We start from the raw sequence: 15,609 nt of genomic DNA on the forward strand, positions 1-15,609 counted from the left end.
CGCCGGCCTTTCCGCCAGGCCCGCTTCTCGATGACCGACGCTTCCGCTCTGATCTGCACGTCCTATTCCCGTTACCTGGCCCGCGCGTCAGCCGCGCGACCCGCGCTCGCCGACCAGGTCGCCGCGTGGGCTGCCGCGCCGCTCGGTCGCGCGCAGCTCGACGCGCGCCTCACCGAATTGCTGGCGACTCAGGCCGGCACGGCCGCGCCGACCGAGGAGCAACTGAAGCGCGCGCTGCGGCAACTGCGGGCCGAGGCGTTCGGCGCGGTCGCGGAACGCGACCTGCGCGGGCTGGCGGACGTCGCCGAAGTGACGGGCGCGATGACCGATCTCGCGGAAGTGGCCGTGCAGCGCTCGCTCGCGCTACTGTCGGCCGAACTCGAGGCGCTGTACGGCGAGCCGCGCGGCGCCGACGGCCAGCGCGTCGTGCTCGGCGTGGTCGGGATGGGCAAGCTCGGCGGCCGGGAACTGAACGTGTCGTCGGACATCGACCTGATCTTCGTCTACGAGGACGACGGCGAGACGACCGGCGGCGCGCGTTCGCCGCTGCCCACCCAGGAATACTTCACGCGGCTCGGCCGGAGACTGATCGGCGTGTTGTCGGAAGTCACCGCCGACGGCTACGTATTTCGCGTCGACATGCGGCTGCGTCCGAACGGCGATTCGGGGCCGCTCGTCTGCAGCCTCGGCATGCTCGAAGAGTATTTCTACGTGCAGGGCCGCGAGTGGGAGCGCTATGCGTGGATCAAGGGGCGGCTCGTGTCGGAAGGCGACAGCGACGCGGCGCGGCGGCTGGAGTCGCAGCTCGAGTCGATCGTCAAGCCGTTCGTGTACCGCCGCTACCTCGACTTCGGCGTGATCGGCGCGATCCGCTCGCTGCACCAGCAGATCCGGCAGGAAGCCGCGCGTCGCGCGTCGATGCGGCCCGACAAGGCCGACGACATCAAGCTTGGGCGCGGCGGGATCCGCGAGATCGAGTTCAGTGCGCAGGTGTTCCAGTTGATCCGTGGTGGGCAGGATGCGGAATTCCGCGTGCGGCCGACGCTCGCGGTGCTGCGCCATGCGCAGGCGCGCGGGCTGATCGGCGAGGACGTGCGCGCGCGCCTGACCGATGCCTACAATTTCCTGCGCACGCTCGAGCACCGGCTGCAGTACCGCAACGACGCGCAGACGCATGCGATGCCGGTCGAGCCCGACGAACGCGCGGCGCTGGCCGCGTCGCTGGGCTTTGCCGACTACGCAGCGCTGATGACGGTGCTGGACGCGCACCGGAACTTCGTCGAGGCGCAGTTCGACCAGATCTTCGCCGACAAGGTGAACGGCGCGCCCTGCGGCGCGGGCGAAGAGACGGCCGCCGCGTGGATCTGGAGCAGTGCGCTCGCCGACGACGGCGAGGACGATGCGCTCGCGGCCCGTCTCGACGGCCTCGGCTTCGCCGATCCGGCGACGGTGCTCGCGCGGCTGCGCGCGGTCTGGCAATCGTCGCGCTACACCGGCCTGCCGGAAAAGAGCCGGCATCGCTTCGACCGCGTCGCGCAGCGCGCGCTGGAGGCCGCGCCGCGGATCGACGCCGCGCGCCGCGACGAAACCATCATCCGCCTGTTCGACCTGCTCGAGACGGTCAGCCGGCGCGGTGTCTATCTCGCGTTGCTGACCGAATATCCGGCCGCGCTCGATCGCGTGCTGTCGGTGCTCGGTGCGACGCGCTGGGGGGGCGGCTACCTGATCCGCCATCCGCAGCTGCTCGACGAACTGCTCGACGACGAGGCGATCGCGAGCCCGTTCGACTGGCCCGCGTTCAAGGACGCATTGCGCGCGCGCCTCGCCGCGGCCGACGGCCCCGAGCAGCAGATGGACCTGCTGCGGCACGCACAGCACGCGGAGGTGTTCCGGATACTGCTGATCGATCTCGCCGGGCAACTGTCGGTCGAGCACGTGAGCGACCGGCTGTCCGAACTGGCCGACGCAGTGCTCGACGTGACGATCGAAGTGGTCTGGTCGCAGCTCGCGAAGCGCCATCGCGACGTGCCGAAGTTCGCGGTGATCGCGTACGGCAAGCTGGGCGGCAAGGAGCTCGGCTACGCATCGGATCTCGACCTGATCTTCCTGTACGACGACGCCGACGAGCGCTCGGCGGACGTCTACACGACCTTCACGCGGCGGCTCATCACGTGGCTCACCACGGCGACCGGGGCGGGCGCGCTGTTCGACATCGACCTGCGGCTGCGGCCGAACGGCGAGGCCGGGCTGCTGGTCACCGATCTCGACGCGTTCCGCCGCTACCAGCTGCGCGAGGGCGACGCCGCGAACACTGCGTGGGTCTGGGAGCACCAGGCGCTGACGCGTGCCCGCTACAGCGCGGGCGACGCGCAGATCGGCGCGGACTTCGAGGCGATCCGCCAGCAGGTGCTGACGACGCCGCGCGACGGCGGCGTGCTCGCGAAGGAAATCGTCGACATGCGCGGCAAGGTGTTTGCCGGACACCCGAACCAGACCGAGCTGTTCGACCTGAAGCACGATCGCGGCGGGATGGTCGACATCGAGTTCATCGTCCAGTACTGGGTGTTGCTGCACGCGTCGAGCGACGCCGAGCTGATCCGCAACACCGGCAATATCGCGCTGCTGCGCGAGGTCGCGCGCTTCGGGCTGATGGGCGAGGACGAGGCCGAGCGGGTCGGGGCGGCGTACCGGAAGTACCGGAAGCTGCAGCACAAGCTGCGGCTCGACGGGATGGAGAAGGCGCGGGTCGATCCGGCCGTGGTGGCCGACGAGCGGGCGGCCGTGACGGCGCTGTGGACGCGCGTGTTCGGGGCGGTTGAAACGGATAGGTGAAACGACCGTTCGATGCGGTGCGGCAGGGCGAGCGATCGCGCCGCCGTGCCCGAAAAAGACCGGCGCGTGCGCCGGTCTTGTTGCATTCGATGAACGGCTAACGGGCGGCCGGCGTCAGGCGGCCAGCATTTCCTTCGCGTGCTTGCGCGTCGTGGCCGTGATCTCGAGCCCGCCGAGCATCCGCGCGACTTCCTCGATCCGGTTGGCGCGGTCGAGCGCGACCACGGTCGACACCGTGCCGCCGCGGTCGTCGGCGCCCTTTGCGACCTGGAAGTGGTGGTCGCCGCGCGCGGCGACCTGCGGCAGGTGCGTCACGCACAGTACCTGGCGATCGCGCCCGAGCTGGTGCAGCAGGCGGCCGACCACTTCGGCGACGCCGCCGCCGATCCCCGTATCGACTTCGTCGAAGATCAGCGTCGGCGTCGGGCTTGCCGCGCTGGCGATCACGGCGAGCGCGAGGCTGATGCGTGCGAGCTCGCCGCCCGACGCAACCTTCGCGAGCGGCCGCAGCGGCACGCCAGGGTGCCCGGCGACCCGGAATTCGACCTGCTCGAGCCCGTGCGGGCCGCCGTCGGCGAGCGGCACGAGCGCGACTTCGAAGCTCCCGCCCGCCATCGACAGTTCCTGCATGCCGGCCGTGACGGCCGTGCCGAGCGCCTTGGCGGCCTGCGCGCGGGCCTTGGACAGGTGTTTCGCGTCGGCGAGATAGGCTTCCCGCGCCTTGGCCTGCACCGCCTCGAGCGCGCCGAGATCGGCGGCCGCGTCGAGCGCGGCGAGCTGCGCGCGGCGTGCCGCGTGTTCTTCGTGCAGCGTGTCGGGCGGCAAGCGGAACTTGCGGGCGGTCGAGTGCAGCGCATCGAGGCGCGTTTCGACCTGCGCGAGCCGCTCGGGATCGAGATCGATGCGCTGCGCGTAGTGCGACAGCGAGTAGACCGCTTCCTGCAGCTGGATCTCGGCCGGTTCGAGCGACGCGAGCGCGTCGCCGAGCGCGGTGTCGTAGTCGGCGAGGCTGCGCAGCTTCGACACGATCGCGCCGAGCTGCGCGAGCATCGCGTCGTCGGACTCGGACAGCGCGTTGAGCGCACCGCGCACGCCTTCGATCAGGTTCGCCGAATGTGACAGGCGCTTGTGCTCGTTGCTGACTTCGTCCCATTCGCCGGGCTGAGGGGCGAGCTTGTCGAGCTCGGCGAGCTGCCAGGCGAGCTTTTCGCGTTCGAGCTGCAGCTCGCGCTCGTGCGCTTTTGCCGCGTCGATCGCCTGCGTCGCGTCGCGCCACACGCGCCATGCGCGTGCGACGTTCGCGGCGTCGGCAACGAGCCCCGCGTGCGTATCGAACAGCTCGCGCTGCGCGTCGGGCCGCATGAGCAATTGGTGCGCATGCTGGCCGTGGATGTCGACGAGCATTTCGCCGAGCTCGCGCAGCTGCGCGAGCGTCGCGCTGGTGCCGTTGATGAATGCGCGCGACCGGCCGTTCGCATCGATCACGCGGCGCAGCATCACGGTGTCCTCGGTGTCGAACGCGTGTTCGTCGAGCCAGCGCGCGACGCGGTCATGCGGCGTGAATTCGGCGGTGATGTCGGCGCGGCCGCAACCGGTGCGCACGACGCTCGCGTCGGCGCGTTCGCCGAGCGCAAGGGCAAGGGCGTCGATCAGGATCGATTTCCCGGCGCCGGTTTCGCCGGAAAAGACGGAAAAGCCGCTGTCGAATTCGAGATCGAGCGCGGCGACGATGACGAAGTCGCGGATCGAGAGGTGGCGGAGCATGGTGTCGGGCGGAGCGGCGTCAGGACGCGTTGTCGTCTTCGTTCGAGGCGTGTTCGTTCCAGTGCAGCTTCTTGCGCAGTGTCGCGTAATAGCTGTAGCCGATCGGGTGCAGGAACGGCACCGTGTGCTTCGAGCGGCGCACCTCGATCGTGTCGTTCAGCTCGAGCGCGGTGAACGACTGCATGTCGAAGTTCACGTTGACGTCGCGCCCGCCGACGATCTGGATCGCGATTTTCGAATCGTCGGGCAGCACGATCGGCCGGTTCGACAGCGCGTGCGGCGCGATCGGCACGAGCACGATACCCGCCAGCTGCGGATGGAGGATCGGGCCGGCCGACGACAGCGCGTAAGCGGTCGAGCCGGTCGGCGTGGCGACGATCAGGCCGTCCGAACGCTGGTTGTACATGTACCGGCCGTCGACCGACGCGCGCAGCTCGACCATCCCGGAGAAGCCGCTGCGGTTCACGACGACGTCGTTGAAAGCGATCGCATGGTAGATCGGTTCGCCGTCGCGCATGATCCGGGCCTCGAGCAGCGCGCGCTCCTCGCGTTCGAACTTGCCCGACAGGATCACCGGGACGAGCGCCTGCATGTCGGCTGCCGCGATATCGGTGATGAAGCCGAGCCGCCCGTGGTTGATCCCGATCAGCGGTGTCTTGTACGGCGCGAGCTGGCGGCCGATGCCGAGCATCGTCCCGTCGCCGCCCAGCACGACCGCCACGTCGGCGCGCGCCCCGATTTCGGCCGGGGTCAGCGCCGGGTAGCCGGTGATGCCGATCTCGCGCGCGGTCTCGGCTTCGAAGACGACCTCGAAGCCTTGCTTGGCGACGCAGGCGGCCAGCGTGGCGAGCGGCTCGGCGATGTTGGGCGTGTTGCTCCGGCCGACGAGCGCGACAGTGTTGAACTGATTACCGGTTTTCATGCCGGCATTACACCATAGCTCGTTGACGAAAAGAACCGGCTGTGAGCGGGCGGGGCCGGATCGGGCCAACCCGCGCAACGGTAGCCGACGCCACTCGCCGCGGTCGCGCGGTTGCGCTAAAATTTTCCACCATGCTAGATCCTCGCGCACGAACCCTCCTGAAAACCCTGATCGAACGGTATATCGCCGACGGTCAGCCAGTCGGATCGCGCACGTTGTCCCGTTACTCCGGGCTCGAGCTGAGCCCGGCGACGATCCGCAACGTGATGTCCGACCTGGAGGAGCTCGGCCTCGTGTCGAGCCCGCACACGTCGGCCGGCCGCGTGCCGACGCCGCGCGGCTACCGGCTGTTCGTCGACACCATGCTGACGGTCGAGGTGCCGATCGACGCCGATGCCGTCGCGCGGCAGGTGCAGAACACGTTGCAGGCCGGCGAGCCGCAGCAGCGGGTCGTGGCGGCCGCCGCGAGCGTGCTGTCGAACCTGTCGCAGTTCGCGGGCGTCGTGCTGACGCCGCGCCGCAGCCACGTGTTCAAGCAGATCGAGTTCATGCGCCTGTCGGACAAGCGCATCCTGCTGATCATCGTCACGCCCGAGGGCGACGTGCAGAACCGGATGCTCGCGACGCCGCGCGATTACTCGCCGTCGCAACTGACCGAGGCGTCCAATTACATCAACGCGCATTTCGCCGGACTGTCGTTCGACGAGGTGCGCCGCCGCCTGCGCGACGAGATCGACCAGCTGCGCGGCGACATGACCGCGCTGATGCATGCGGCCGTGACGGCCAGCACCGAGGTGCCCGACACCGAGGACACCGTGCTGATTTCCGGCGAGCGCAACCTGCTCGAAGTGGCGGATCTCTCGTCCGACATGGCGCGGCTGCGCAAGCTGTTTGACGTATTCGACCAAAAGACGGGCCTCCTGCAACTGCTCGACGTGTCGAGCCACGCCCAGGGCGTGCAGATCTTCATCGGCGGCGAATCGACGCTCGTGCCGATCGAGGAAATGAGCGTCGTGACCGCGCCTTACGAGGTGAACGGGAAGATCGTCGGCACGCTCGGCGTGATCGGCCCGACCCGCATGGCGTACAACCGCGTGATACCGATCGTCGACATCACCGCGCGCCTGCTGTCGCTCACGCTGAGCCAGCAGTAGCCTGCCGTCGCCGGCCCGATCCCGCCCCGTCATCTTGCCTCGGCACCGCGCGTGCCGGCAGTCGGCCGAACGACAGGGCCGGTTCCGCTCATGACGGGCTTGCGAACGAGCGTTGCCGGTCGCCGTGCAGGAAGCAAGGCGCACCATTTGGCCGAGCCAAACAAGCGACGCGCGCCGCCGCAATGCGGCCGGCAACGCTCGCTCCCCTGATTGGAATCGATCTTTTGTCGGGCTGGCCGCCAGAAGCGCCGATCGCGGCGCCATGCGCGTTGCAGTCGGCCTTCTGGCGTCCGGCGCAAGCTCGTCATGAGCGGGAACAGGCCCTGGCCGACCGGCGCGGGGCGGCCCGCTATAATTGAGAGCCGTCCGGTCCCGTGCCCCGAGCACGTTATTGCCCATGCGTTTCGATCTTGAGCCGTCTTCGAGCACCGCGGCTGCCCATCGCATCGGTGTGCTGCTGATCAATCTCGGCACACCCGACGCCCCGACGCCGCGCGCGGTGCGGCGCTACCTGGCCGAATTCCTGTCGGATCCACGGGTCGTCGAGATTCCGCAGGCCGTCTGGCAGGTGCTGCTGCGCACGCTGATCCTGCCGCTGCGCGGCCGCGCGTCCGCGAAGAAATACGCGGCCGTCTGGATGCCCGAGGGCTCGCCGCTGCGCGTGTACACCGAGCGCCAGACCGATGCCGTGCGGCACCTGCTCGCGTCGAACGGCTATCAGGTGCAGGTTGACTACGCGATGCGCTACGGCAGCCCGAACATTTCGCACGCGCTCGCGCAGTTCAAGCGTGCGGGCGTCGAGCGCGTGCTGCTGATGCCGATGTATCCGCAATACTCGGCGTCGACCACGGCCACGGCCTTCGACGCCGCGTTCAACGCGCTCGCGCGCATGCGCAACCAGCCGGAGGTGCGCACGGTGCGGCACTACGCCGACCATCCGGCCTATATCCATGCGCTGGCCGAGCAGGTGCGCCAGTATTGGGCGCAGCACGGCCGGCCCGACTTCGCGGCCGGCGACAAACTCGTGCTGAGCTTTCACGGCGTGCCGAAGCGCACGCTCGACCTCGGCGACCCCTACCACGACCAGTGCCAGCAGACGGGCGCGCTGCTGATGGCCGCGCTCGGGCTGTCGACGACCGAATGCCGCATCACCTTCCAGTCGCGGTTCGGCAAGGCCGAATGGCTGCAGCCCTACACCGCGCCTACGCTGCGCGAGTTCGGCGAGGCCGGCGTGCGGCGGGCCGACGTGTTCTGTCCCGGTTTCACGGCCGATTGCCTGGAGACGATCGAGGAGATCGGCATGGAGGTGCGCGACGAATTCCTCGCCGGCGGCGGCAAGGCGTTCCACCGGATTCCGTGCCTGAACGGCGCGCCCGCGTGGATCGGTGCGCTCGGCGAGATCGTCGCCGAGAATCTGCAGGGCTGGCCGGTCAGGGCCGCGCAGCCCGAAATGGTGAGTTAAGCGCGATGAATTACAAGATCTCGACCGAACCGGGCGCGAAGCTGCGCATCGACAAATGGCTGTGGGCGGCGCGGTTCTTCAAGACGCGCTCGCTCGCGACCGATGCGGTCGACAAGGGGCACGTGAAGATCGGTGGCGCGGCAGTCAAGCCGGCGAAGGAAGTGCGCGTGGGCGACGAAGTCGAGATTGCGATCGACGGCATCGTCTGGCACATTGCCGTGCTTGGCGTGTGCGACGTGCGCGGGCCGGCGAGCGTCGCGCAGACGCTTTACGAGGAAACGGGAGCGGGGCGGGCCGCGCGGCTCGCCGAACTGGAGCGGCGTCGCACGTATCGCGAGCCGGCAGCCGAATTGCACGGCCGGCCGACGAAGCGCGACCGGCGCATCATCGACAGATTTTCTGGTGGGAGCTGAACATCTGGTCGAACGTCGCCCGCGCGCTTCCGTATTCGGTCGTGCGGTCGGTAACGGCTCCCGACAGGCAGATGGTGGTGGTGCCGGCAATGAGTACCAGCGCGACCACCGATATCGCAAAGGTCAGTTTCACGGTACTCCCCTCGAGAAGACGGGTGAATGCGGCGCCAGGTGAATGTCAGGCGGCGGTCAGCTAGGGGTAAACACGCTTTTCCTACGCTTGAGTGCAGTGTAGTGCAGTGGGCCTGTGCCAAGCTAGTACCCGCCAGGTAAGCGTTGTTACAGCCCGTTTCGCCTGATCTGACGGACCATGCGGGCGATGCCCCGGCGTGACGCGCGGTTGTTTCGCTGCATTGGAGAATGCCGGCGAATCACCCCCTTGAAATCGTCGTAATCACCCTTATTTGCACCAGCAATGTGCGGTGCCGCCGGATATACGGTCCGGTGGTTGCCGATTTGGCTTTAACCTCTAATCGACTTTCAGCGACATGGAAAACACGCAAGAGAACCCGGCACCCCAATCGGCCGAAGATATCGGCAGCGAGAAGCCGGCGGCGCAAGGCGCCGCCCCCGCCGCCGAAGCAGCCGACGCGGCGCTCGCGGAGGCTCAAGCCAAGGTCGCCGAGCTGCAGGAGAGCTACCTGCGGGCGAAGGCCGAGACCGAGAACGTCCGCCGCCGCGCGCAGGACGACGTCTCGAAGGCGCACAAGTTCGCGATCGAGAGCTTCGCGGAGCACCTGCTGCCCGTGCTGGACAGCCTGGAAGCGGCCGTCAACGATACGTCCGGCGACATCGCGAAGGTGCGCGAAGGCGTCGAACTGACGCTGCGCCAGCTGACGAGCGCGCTCGAGAAGGGCCGCGTCGTCGCGATCAACCCGGTCGGCGAGAAGTTCGATCCGCACCAGCACCAGGCGATTTCGATGGTGCCGGCCGAGCAGGAGCCGAACACCGTCGTCACGGTGCTGCAAAAGGGCTACACGATCGCCGACCGCGTGCTGCGTCCGGCGCTCGTCACCGTCGCGCAGCCGAAGTAAGGCCGTCGCGATGCTGCCTGCCGGCGTCGATCCGGCCGCGTTCGACGCGTTCGACATGCGGGCACTGGACGCCGGCACGTTCGACGCGGCGATCGACGGCGCGGGCGATGCGCTCGCGGTGGTGTTCTTCTGGGGCGTCGACTGCTTCAACTGCGAGATCGCGAAGAAGGCGATGCTCGCCCAGCCCGATGCGATCCGCGCGCTGGACTTGAAGTGGTTCCATTGCAACGTGTACGAACACCACCAGCTGGGCCGCCGCTTCGGGCTGCACGGCGTGCCGACGTGGTTCTTTTTCCACCGCGGCAAGCGGCTGGGCCGCGCGACGGGCTGGCATGGCCTCGCGCAGTTCCAGGCAGCGGTGTCGGCGGCACGCGCGAAAATCGCCGCGGCAGGTGGCGATCCGCTAGCCGGCGGCGATTGAAAAAATTTAATATCCGCATCGCTCGTCGGGTCTTGAAAACGGATCGGACGGACGCATTTCGGGAACAGAGTTGAATTCTGGCGCGCGAAACCGCCCCAAAACGCGGGGTTTTGCGCAGCAAACAAGCATTTCTGGAGATTAGGAAAAATGGGAAAGATCATCGGTATTGACCTCGGCACCACGAACTCGTGCGTTGCCATCATGGAAGGCAACCAGGTCAAGGTCATCGAGAACTCGGAAGGCGCGCGCACCACGCCGTCGATCATCGCCTACATGGACGACAACGAAGTGCTGGTCGGCGCGCCGGCCAAGCGTCAGTCGGTGACCAACCCGAAGAACACGCTGTTCGCGGTGAAGCGCCTGATCGGCCGCCGCTTCGAAGAGAAGGAAGTCCAGAAGGACATCGGCCTGATGCCGTACACCATCATCAAGGCCGACAACGGCGATGCATGGGTTGAAGCACACGGCGAGAAGCTCGCGCCGCCGCAGGTGTCGGCGGAAGTGTTGCGCAAGATGAAGAAGACGGCCGAAGATTACCTCGGCGAGCCGGTCACGGAAGCCGTGATCACGGTGCCGGCGTACTTCAACGACAGCCAGCGCCAGGCAACCAAGGACGCCGGCCGCATCGCGGGCCTCGAAGTCAAGCGGATCATCAACGAGCCGACCGCAGCTGCACTCGCGTTCGGCCTCGACAAGGCCGAGAAGGGCGACCGCAAGATCGCCGTGTATGACCTCGGCGGCGGTACGTTCGACGTGTCGATCATCGAAATCGCGGACGTCGACGGCGAAATGCAGTTCGAAGTGCTGTCGACCAACGGCGACACGTTCCTCGGCGGCGAAGACTTCGACCAGCGCATCATCGATTACATCATCGGCGAGTTCAAGAAGGAGCAGGGCGTCGACCTGTCGAAGGACGTGCTCGCGCTGCAGCGCCTGAAGGAAGCGGCTGAAAAGGCGAAGATCGAGCTGTCGTCGAGCCAGCAGACCGAAATCAACCTGCCGTACATCACGGCGGACGCGTCGGGCCCGAAGCACTTGAACCTGAAGATCACCCGCGCGAAGCTGGAAGCGCTGGTGGAAGACCTCGTCGAGCGCACGATCGAGCCGTGCCGTATCGCGATCAAGGACGCGGGCGTCAAGGTGTCGGACATCGACGACGTGATCCTGGTCGGCGGCCAGACGCGCATGCCGAAGGTGCTGGAGAAGGTGAAGGAATTCTTCGGCAAGGATCCGCGCCGTGACGTGAACCCGGACGAAGCCGTCGCAGTCGGCGCGGCGATCCAGGGCCAGGTCCTGTCGGGCGACCGCAAGGACGTGCTGCTGCTCGACGTGACCCCGCTGTCGCTCGGCATCGAGACGCTCGGCGGCGTGATGACGAAGATGATCAGCAAGAACACGACGATCCCGACGAAGCACGCCCAGGTGTACTCGACGGCGGACGACAACCAGGGCGCCGTGACGATCAAGGTGTTCCAGGGCGAACGCGAAATGGCGGCAGGCAACAAGCTGCTCGGCGAGTTCAACCTCGAAGGCATCCCGCCGGCACCGCGCGGCGTGCCGCAGATCGAAGTGACCTTCGACATCGACGCGAACGGCATCCTGCACGTCGGCGCGAAGGACAAGGCGACCGGCAAGGAAAACAAGATCACGATCAAGGCCAACTCGGGTCTGTCCGAGGCTGAAATCGACCAGATGATCAAGGACGCGGAAGCAAACGCAGCGGAAGACCACAAGCTGCGCGAGCTGGCCGATTCGCGCAACCAGGGCGACGCGCTGGTCCACAGCACGAAGAAGGCGCTGACCGAGTACGGCGACAAGCTGGACGCGGGCGAGAAGGAAGCGATCGAAGCGTCGCTGAAGTCGCTCGAGGACGTGCTGAAGGATACGTCGGCGGACAAGGCCGCGATCGACGCGAAGGTCGAGGAGCTCGGCAAGGTTTCGCAGAAGCTCGGCGAAAAGATGTATGCCGACATGCAGGCCCAGCAGGCGGGTGCGGCCGGCGCAGCGGGTGCGGCGGAAGGCGCGGCCCACGCGGGCGGTGCGCAACAGGCTGCCGACGATGTCGTCGACGCCGAGTTCAAGGAAGTGAAGAAGGACTAAGCCGGGTTGCCCCGGTGCCGCACGCCGCGCGCGCAACACGCGCGCGGCGCGGCTGACGGGTTGGCTGGCAAGCGGTCTGTCTTTCCTTCCGGATGGCCGGATCGACTCCACGCCTGGCGGGCTTCGCGGCCCTCCGGGCACATTTGTTTTTTGGCGGGTGCTGCACGCGCCGTCCGCGGACGGGCGCAGCGCCAGACGAGTCGAGAGACTTTACTGCGAGCGAAAGGAGCCGCCGCGCGCATGTGGTGCGGACGGCACAGTGAATCGATATGGCGAAACGGGATTACTACGAGGTTCTGGGCGTCGCGAAGAATGCGAGCGACGACGAAATCAAGAAGGCGTATCGCAAGCTTGCGATGAAGTATCACCCTGACCGCAATCCGGACAGCAAGGATGCGGAAGAGCATTTCAAGGAGGCGAAGGAAGCCTATGAAATGCTGTCGGACAGCCAGAAGCGGGCCGCTTACGACCAGTACGGCCATGCGGGCGTCGATCCGAACATGGGCGGTGCGGGGGCACAGGGCTTCGGCGGCTTCGCGGACGCATTCGGCGACATCTTCGGCGACATCTTCGGCCAGGCGGCGGGCGGCGCCGCGCGCGGCGGCCGTGGCGGCCCGCAGGTGTATCGCGGCGCCGACCTGCGCTACAGCATGGAAATCACGCTCGAGCAGGCCGCGCACGGCTACGACACGCAGATCCGCGTGCCGAGCTGGGTGTCGTGCGAGGTGTGCCACGGGTCGGGCGCGAAGCCCGGCACGAAGCCGGAAACCTGCCCGACCTGTCACGGCCAGGGCACGGTGCGCATGTCGCAGGGCTTCTTCAGCATCCAGCAGACCTGTCCGAAGTGCCATGGCACGGGCACCTACATCCCCGAGCCGTGCGTGCACTGCCACGGGTCGGGCAAGGTGAAGGAAACCAAGACGCTCGAAGTGAAGATCCCGGCCGGGATCGACGACGGGATGCGGATCCGCTCGGCCGGCAACGGCGAGCCGGGCATCAACGGCGGGCCGCCGGGCGACCTGTATGTCGAGATCCACATCAAGCCGCACGCGGTGTTCGAGCGCGACGGCGACGATCTCCACTGCCAGATGCCGATCCCGTTCACGACCGCTGCGCTCGGCGGCGAGATCGAGGTGCCGACGCTGGCCGGCCGCGCGTCGTTCCCGGTGCCGGAAGGCACGCAGTCGGGCAAGACGTTCCGCCTGCGCGGCAAGGGCATCAAGGGGCTGCGTTCGAGCATCGCGGGCGATCTGTACGTCCACGTGCAGGTCGAGACGCCCGTGAAGCTGACCGACAACCAGCGCGACCTGCTCAAGCAGTTCGAGAAATCGCTGGCCGAGGGCGGCGCGCGTCACAGCCCGCAGAGCAAGAGCTGGTTCGACCGTGTGAAGAGCTTCTTCGAGTAACTCGAGTAACAGCATGACTGAAGGCAGCGAGAGCGCGTCGTTCGCGCTCTTGGACGATTGCGACTCGACCGCGCTCGCGCGGTCGAGTCGTTTGTATTCGGGGTTCGTGCGCGAACGTGTGTGCACGGATCCGGCCCGGCTCGACGAGGTCGACGCGGCCGTGGCGCAGGATCTGCGCGACGGGCTGCATGCGGTCGTCGTCGGCGATTACGAATTCGGGCGCAACCTGCAACGAGCGCAGCCGGGCCATGCCCCGCTGCGCTTTTTGCTGTATGCGCGCTGCGAGCGCCTGTCGCGCGACGAAGTCGACGCGTGGCTCGCGCAGCAGGACGGCGGCGGTACGCCGTCGATCGCGGGCGTCGCGCATGTCGAGAAGAGCGTGTCGCGCGATGCGTTCGACGCGGCGATCGCCGCGGTGCACGACGCGCTGCGCGCGGGCGATTCGTATCAGGTCAACTACACGTACCGGCTGAACTTCGACGTGTTCGGCACGCCGCTCGCGCTTTACCGGCGGTTGCGTGCGCGCCAGCCCGTGCGCTACGGCGCGCTGATCGCGTTGCACGACGGTACGTGGGTCGTGTCGTGCTCGCCCGAACTGTTCGTCGAGAAGCACGCAGACGTGCTGCGTGCGCGGCCGATGAAGGGCACGGCACCGCGTTTGGCCGACCCTCGCGACGATGCGGCGGCGGCCACGTTCCTCGCAAACGATCCGAAGAACCGAGCGGAAAACGTGATGATCGTCGATCTGCTGCGCAACGACGTGTCGCGGATCGCGCGCACCGGGACGGTTCGCGTGCCGGCACTGTTCTCCGTCGAGCCGTATGCGTCGGTGTGGCAGATGACGTCGACGGTCGAGGCCGGCTGGCGCGACGGCACGACGTTCGCGCAGATGCTGCGTGCGCTGTTTCCGTGCGGATCGATCACGGGCGCACCGAAGCACAAGACGATGCAGCTGATCGATGCGATCGAGTCGACGCCGCGCGGGCTATATACGGGTGCGATCGGCTGGCTGGACGCTGCGAAGCAAGGCGCCGGTTCCGATGATGACGCGCCCGGCAATCGCTCGGCCGGTTGCGGCGATTTCTGCCTGTCGGTCGCGATCCGTACGCTGACGCTCGACGCAGCCGGCGAAGGCGCTGACCGCGAAGGTGCGGCCGGAGCCGATTCCGAAGCACACAATCCGGCAACGACAATCGCCGGCCGGCGCCGCGGCACGATGGGCGTCGGCGCGGGCATCGTGCTCGACAGTGTAGCGGCCGACGAATATGCGGAGTGCGAATTGAAAGCGCGATTCCTGACGGATGCCGATCCCGGCTTCCAGCTGTTCGAAACGACCGCCGCCACGCGTGCGGACGGCATCCGGCATCTCGATCGTCATCTCGCGCGGCTGCAGCGCAGCGCGGATGCGCTCGGCTTCCGGTTCGACGCGCAGGCGTTGCGTCGCGAGATCGACGCGCGCTGCGCGGCGCTCGACGGCGACGGCCCGTACCGGATGAAGCTCTCGCTCGCGAAGGACGGCACGATCGAGATCGTCGCGGCACCGCTGAAGCCGCTGCCGGCGGGGCCGGTCGGCGTGCTGCTGGCGTCCGCGCACGGCTTCGCACCGACCCGTGCGAGCGATGCGCTGCTGCTGCACAAGACCACACGCCGCGCCGAATACGACCGCGCGTGGCAGGCGGCCGAGGCGCTCGGCGGTTTCGACATGCTGTTCGTCAACGAGCGCGGCGAGGTGACGGAAGGCGGGCGCTCGAACCTGTTCGTGAAGCTCGATGGCCAGTGGGTGACGCCGCCGCTCGAGTCTGGCGTGCTGCCGGGCGTGATGCGCGGCGTACTGCTCGACGATCGCGCGTTCGGCGCGACGGAGCGAATCGTGACCCGCGACGATCTTGCGCGTGCGCAGGCGCTGCTGCTGACCAATGCGCTGCGGGGAGCGATCGACGCGGTGTTGAAGTGACTAGCACGCGACGAAGCGACGGCTCGGGCACCGCGCTCGCGCCGGTGTCGAGAAGTCGTGCGCCGATGCGGCGTGCCAACAAAAAGCGCGGCGCCCTTTGCGGGGCGCCGCGCTTTTTCGCATCCGGGCTGGCGAACCGGCAGCCGG

General features: G+C 67.6%; 12 protein-coding genes. 9 read left to right on the forward strand and 3 right to left on the reverse strand.

From position 1 onward, the window contains the following. Window positions 1–30: 30 nt before the first annotated feature. A complete protein-coding gene (glnE, locus tag HWX39_RS07345) occupies window positions 31–2,832 on the forward strand; it encodes a bifunctional [glutamate--ammonia ligase]-adenylyl-L-tyrosine phosphorylase/[glutamate--ammonia-ligase] adenylyltransferase (RefSeq protein ID WP_175966587.1) in 2,802 nt (933 codons plus the stop codon). 114 nt (window positions 2,833–2,946) lie between these two features. Here the strand turns inward: glnE and recN are convergent, their stop codons facing one another. Next, a complete protein-coding gene (recN, locus tag HWX39_RS07350) occupies window positions 2,947–4,596 on the reverse strand; it encodes a DNA repair protein RecN (RefSeq protein ID WP_175966590.1) in 1,650 nt (549 codons plus the stop codon). 19 nt (window positions 4,597–4,615) lie between these two features. Then, window positions 4,616–5,518, reverse strand: coding sequence for an NAD kinase (locus HWX39_RS07355; protein ID WP_175958219.1), 903 nt, complete (start codon window positions 5,516–5,518; stop codon window positions 4,616–4,618). Between the two features lie 131 nt (window positions 5,519–5,649). On the opposite strand from HWX39_RS07355, the gene hrcA reads away from it, so the two are divergent. The 3 genes from hrcA to HWX39_RS07370 all read left to right on the forward strand — a co-directional run bounded on the left by hrcA (window position 5,650) and on the right by HWX39_RS07370 (window position 8,547). Next, on the forward strand, window positions 5,650–6,672 hold the full coding sequence (gene hrcA / locus HWX39_RS07360; protein ID WP_175966592.1) for a heat-inducible transcriptional repressor HrcA: 1,023 nt from the start codon (window positions 5,650–5,652) through the stop codon (window positions 6,670–6,672). A 397-nt stretch (window positions 6,673–7,069) separates the two neighbouring features. Next, window positions 7,070–8,134: a ferrochelatase gene (gene hemH / locus HWX39_RS07365; protein WP_175966594.1), complete on the forward strand. Its 1,065-nt coding sequence runs from the start codon at window positions 7,070–7,072 to the stop codon at window positions 8,132–8,134. A gap of 5 nt (window positions 8,135–8,139) precedes the next feature. Then, the gene (locus HWX39_RS07370) at window positions 8,140–8,547 is read left to right on the forward strand and encodes an RNA-binding S4 domain-containing protein (RefSeq protein WP_175966596.1); all 408 of its coding nucleotides are present in this window, start codon (window positions 8,140–8,142) and stop codon (window positions 8,545–8,547) included. Here HWX39_RS07370 and HWX39_RS07375 read toward each other — a convergent pair. After that, entirely contained in the window at window positions 8,519–8,680 is a 162-nt protein-coding gene (locus HWX39_RS07375; protein ID WP_006476841.1) for a hypothetical protein, read from the reverse strand. The genes HWX39_RS07370 and HWX39_RS07375 overlap by 29 nt on opposite strands. A 355-nt stretch (window positions 8,681–9,035) precedes the next feature. On the opposite strand from HWX39_RS07375, the gene grpE reads away from it, so the two are divergent. The 5 genes from grpE to HWX39_RS07400 all read left to right on the forward strand — a co-directional run bounded on the left by grpE (window position 9,036) and on the right by HWX39_RS07400 (window position 15,462). Beyond that, window positions 9,036–9,581 carry a nucleotide exchange factor GrpE gene (gene grpE / locus HWX39_RS07380; RefSeq protein WP_175966598.1) on the forward strand — a complete coding sequence of 182 codons (546 nt, stop codon included), beginning with the start codon at window positions 9,036–9,038 and terminating at the stop codon, window positions 9,579–9,581. 10 nt (window positions 9,582–9,591) lie between these two features. After that, window positions 9,592–10,002 (forward strand): thioredoxin family protein, encoded by a 411-nt coding sequence (locus HWX39_RS07385; protein WP_175958223.1) that lies wholly within the window; start codon window positions 9,592–9,594, stop codon window positions 10,000–10,002. Between the two features lie 147 nt (window positions 10,003–10,149). Next, window positions 10,150–12,102 carry a molecular chaperone DnaK gene (gene dnaK / locus HWX39_RS07390; RefSeq protein WP_175958224.1) on the forward strand — a complete coding sequence of 651 codons (1,953 nt, stop codon included), beginning with the start codon at window positions 10,150–10,152 and terminating at the stop codon, window positions 12,100–12,102. 269 nt (window positions 12,103–12,371) lie between these two features. Beyond that, a complete protein-coding gene (gene dnaJ / locus HWX39_RS07395; RefSeq protein WP_175958225.1) occupies window positions 12,372–13,508 on the forward strand; it encodes a molecular chaperone DnaJ in 1,137 nt (378 codons plus the stop codon). Window positions 13,509–13,521: 13 nt separating this feature from the next. Beyond that, on the forward strand, window positions 13,522–15,462 hold the full coding sequence (locus HWX39_RS07400) for a bifunctional anthranilate synthase component I family protein/class IV aminotransferase (RefSeq protein WP_175966600.1): 1,941 nt from the start codon (window positions 13,522–13,524) through the stop codon (window positions 15,460–15,462). Window positions 15,463–15,609: the final 147 nt, after the last annotated feature.

Source organism: Burkholderia sp. BCC0322, assembly GCF_902833045.1.
Taxonomy (GTDB): domain Bacteria; phylum Pseudomonadota; class Gammaproteobacteria; order Burkholderiales; family Burkholderiaceae; genus Burkholderia.

Excerpts from the sequence above, each read along its gene's own strand:
- dnaJ (WP_175958225.1), top strand. The coding sequence starts at position 12,372 with ATGGCGAAACGGGATTACTACGAGGTTCTGGGCGTCGCGAAGAATGCG.
- hrcA (WP_175966592.1), top strand. The coding sequence starts at position 5,650 with ATGCTAGATCCTCGCGCACGAACCCTCCTGAAAACCCTGATCGAACGG.
- HWX39_RS07370 (WP_175966596.1), top strand. The coding sequence starts at position 8,140 with ATGAATTACAAGATCTCGACCGAACCGGGCGCGAAGCTGCGCATCGAC.
- dnaK (WP_175958224.1), top strand. The coding sequence starts at position 10,150 with ATGGGAAAGATCATCGGTATTGACCTCGGCACCACGAACTCGTGCGTT.
- hemH (WP_175966594.1), top strand. The coding sequence starts at position 7,070 with ATGCGTTTCGATCTTGAGCCGTCTTCGAGCACCGCGGCTGCCCATCGC.
- grpE (WP_175966598.1), top strand. The coding sequence starts at position 9,036 with ATGGAAAACACGCAAGAGAACCCGGCACCCCAATCGGCCGAAGATATC.
- HWX39_RS07355 (WP_175958219.1), bottom strand. The coding sequence starts at position 5,518 with ATGAAAACCGGTAATCAGTTCAACACTGTCGCGCTCGTCGGCCGGAGC.
- recN (WP_175966590.1), bottom strand. The coding sequence starts at position 4,596 with ATGCTCCGCCACCTCTCGATCCGCGACTTCGTCATCGTCGCCGCGCTC.
- HWX39_RS07400 (WP_175966600.1), top strand. The coding sequence starts at position 13,522 with ATGACTGAAGGCAGCGAGAGCGCGTCGTTCGCGCTCTTGGACGATTGC.
- glnE (WP_175966587.1), top strand. The coding sequence starts at position 31 with ATGACCGACGCTTCCGCTCTGATCTGCACGTCCTATTCCCGTTACCTG.
- HWX39_RS07385 (WP_175958223.1), top strand. The coding sequence starts at position 9,592 with ATGCTGCCTGCCGGCGTCGATCCGGCCGCGTTCGACGCGTTCGACATG.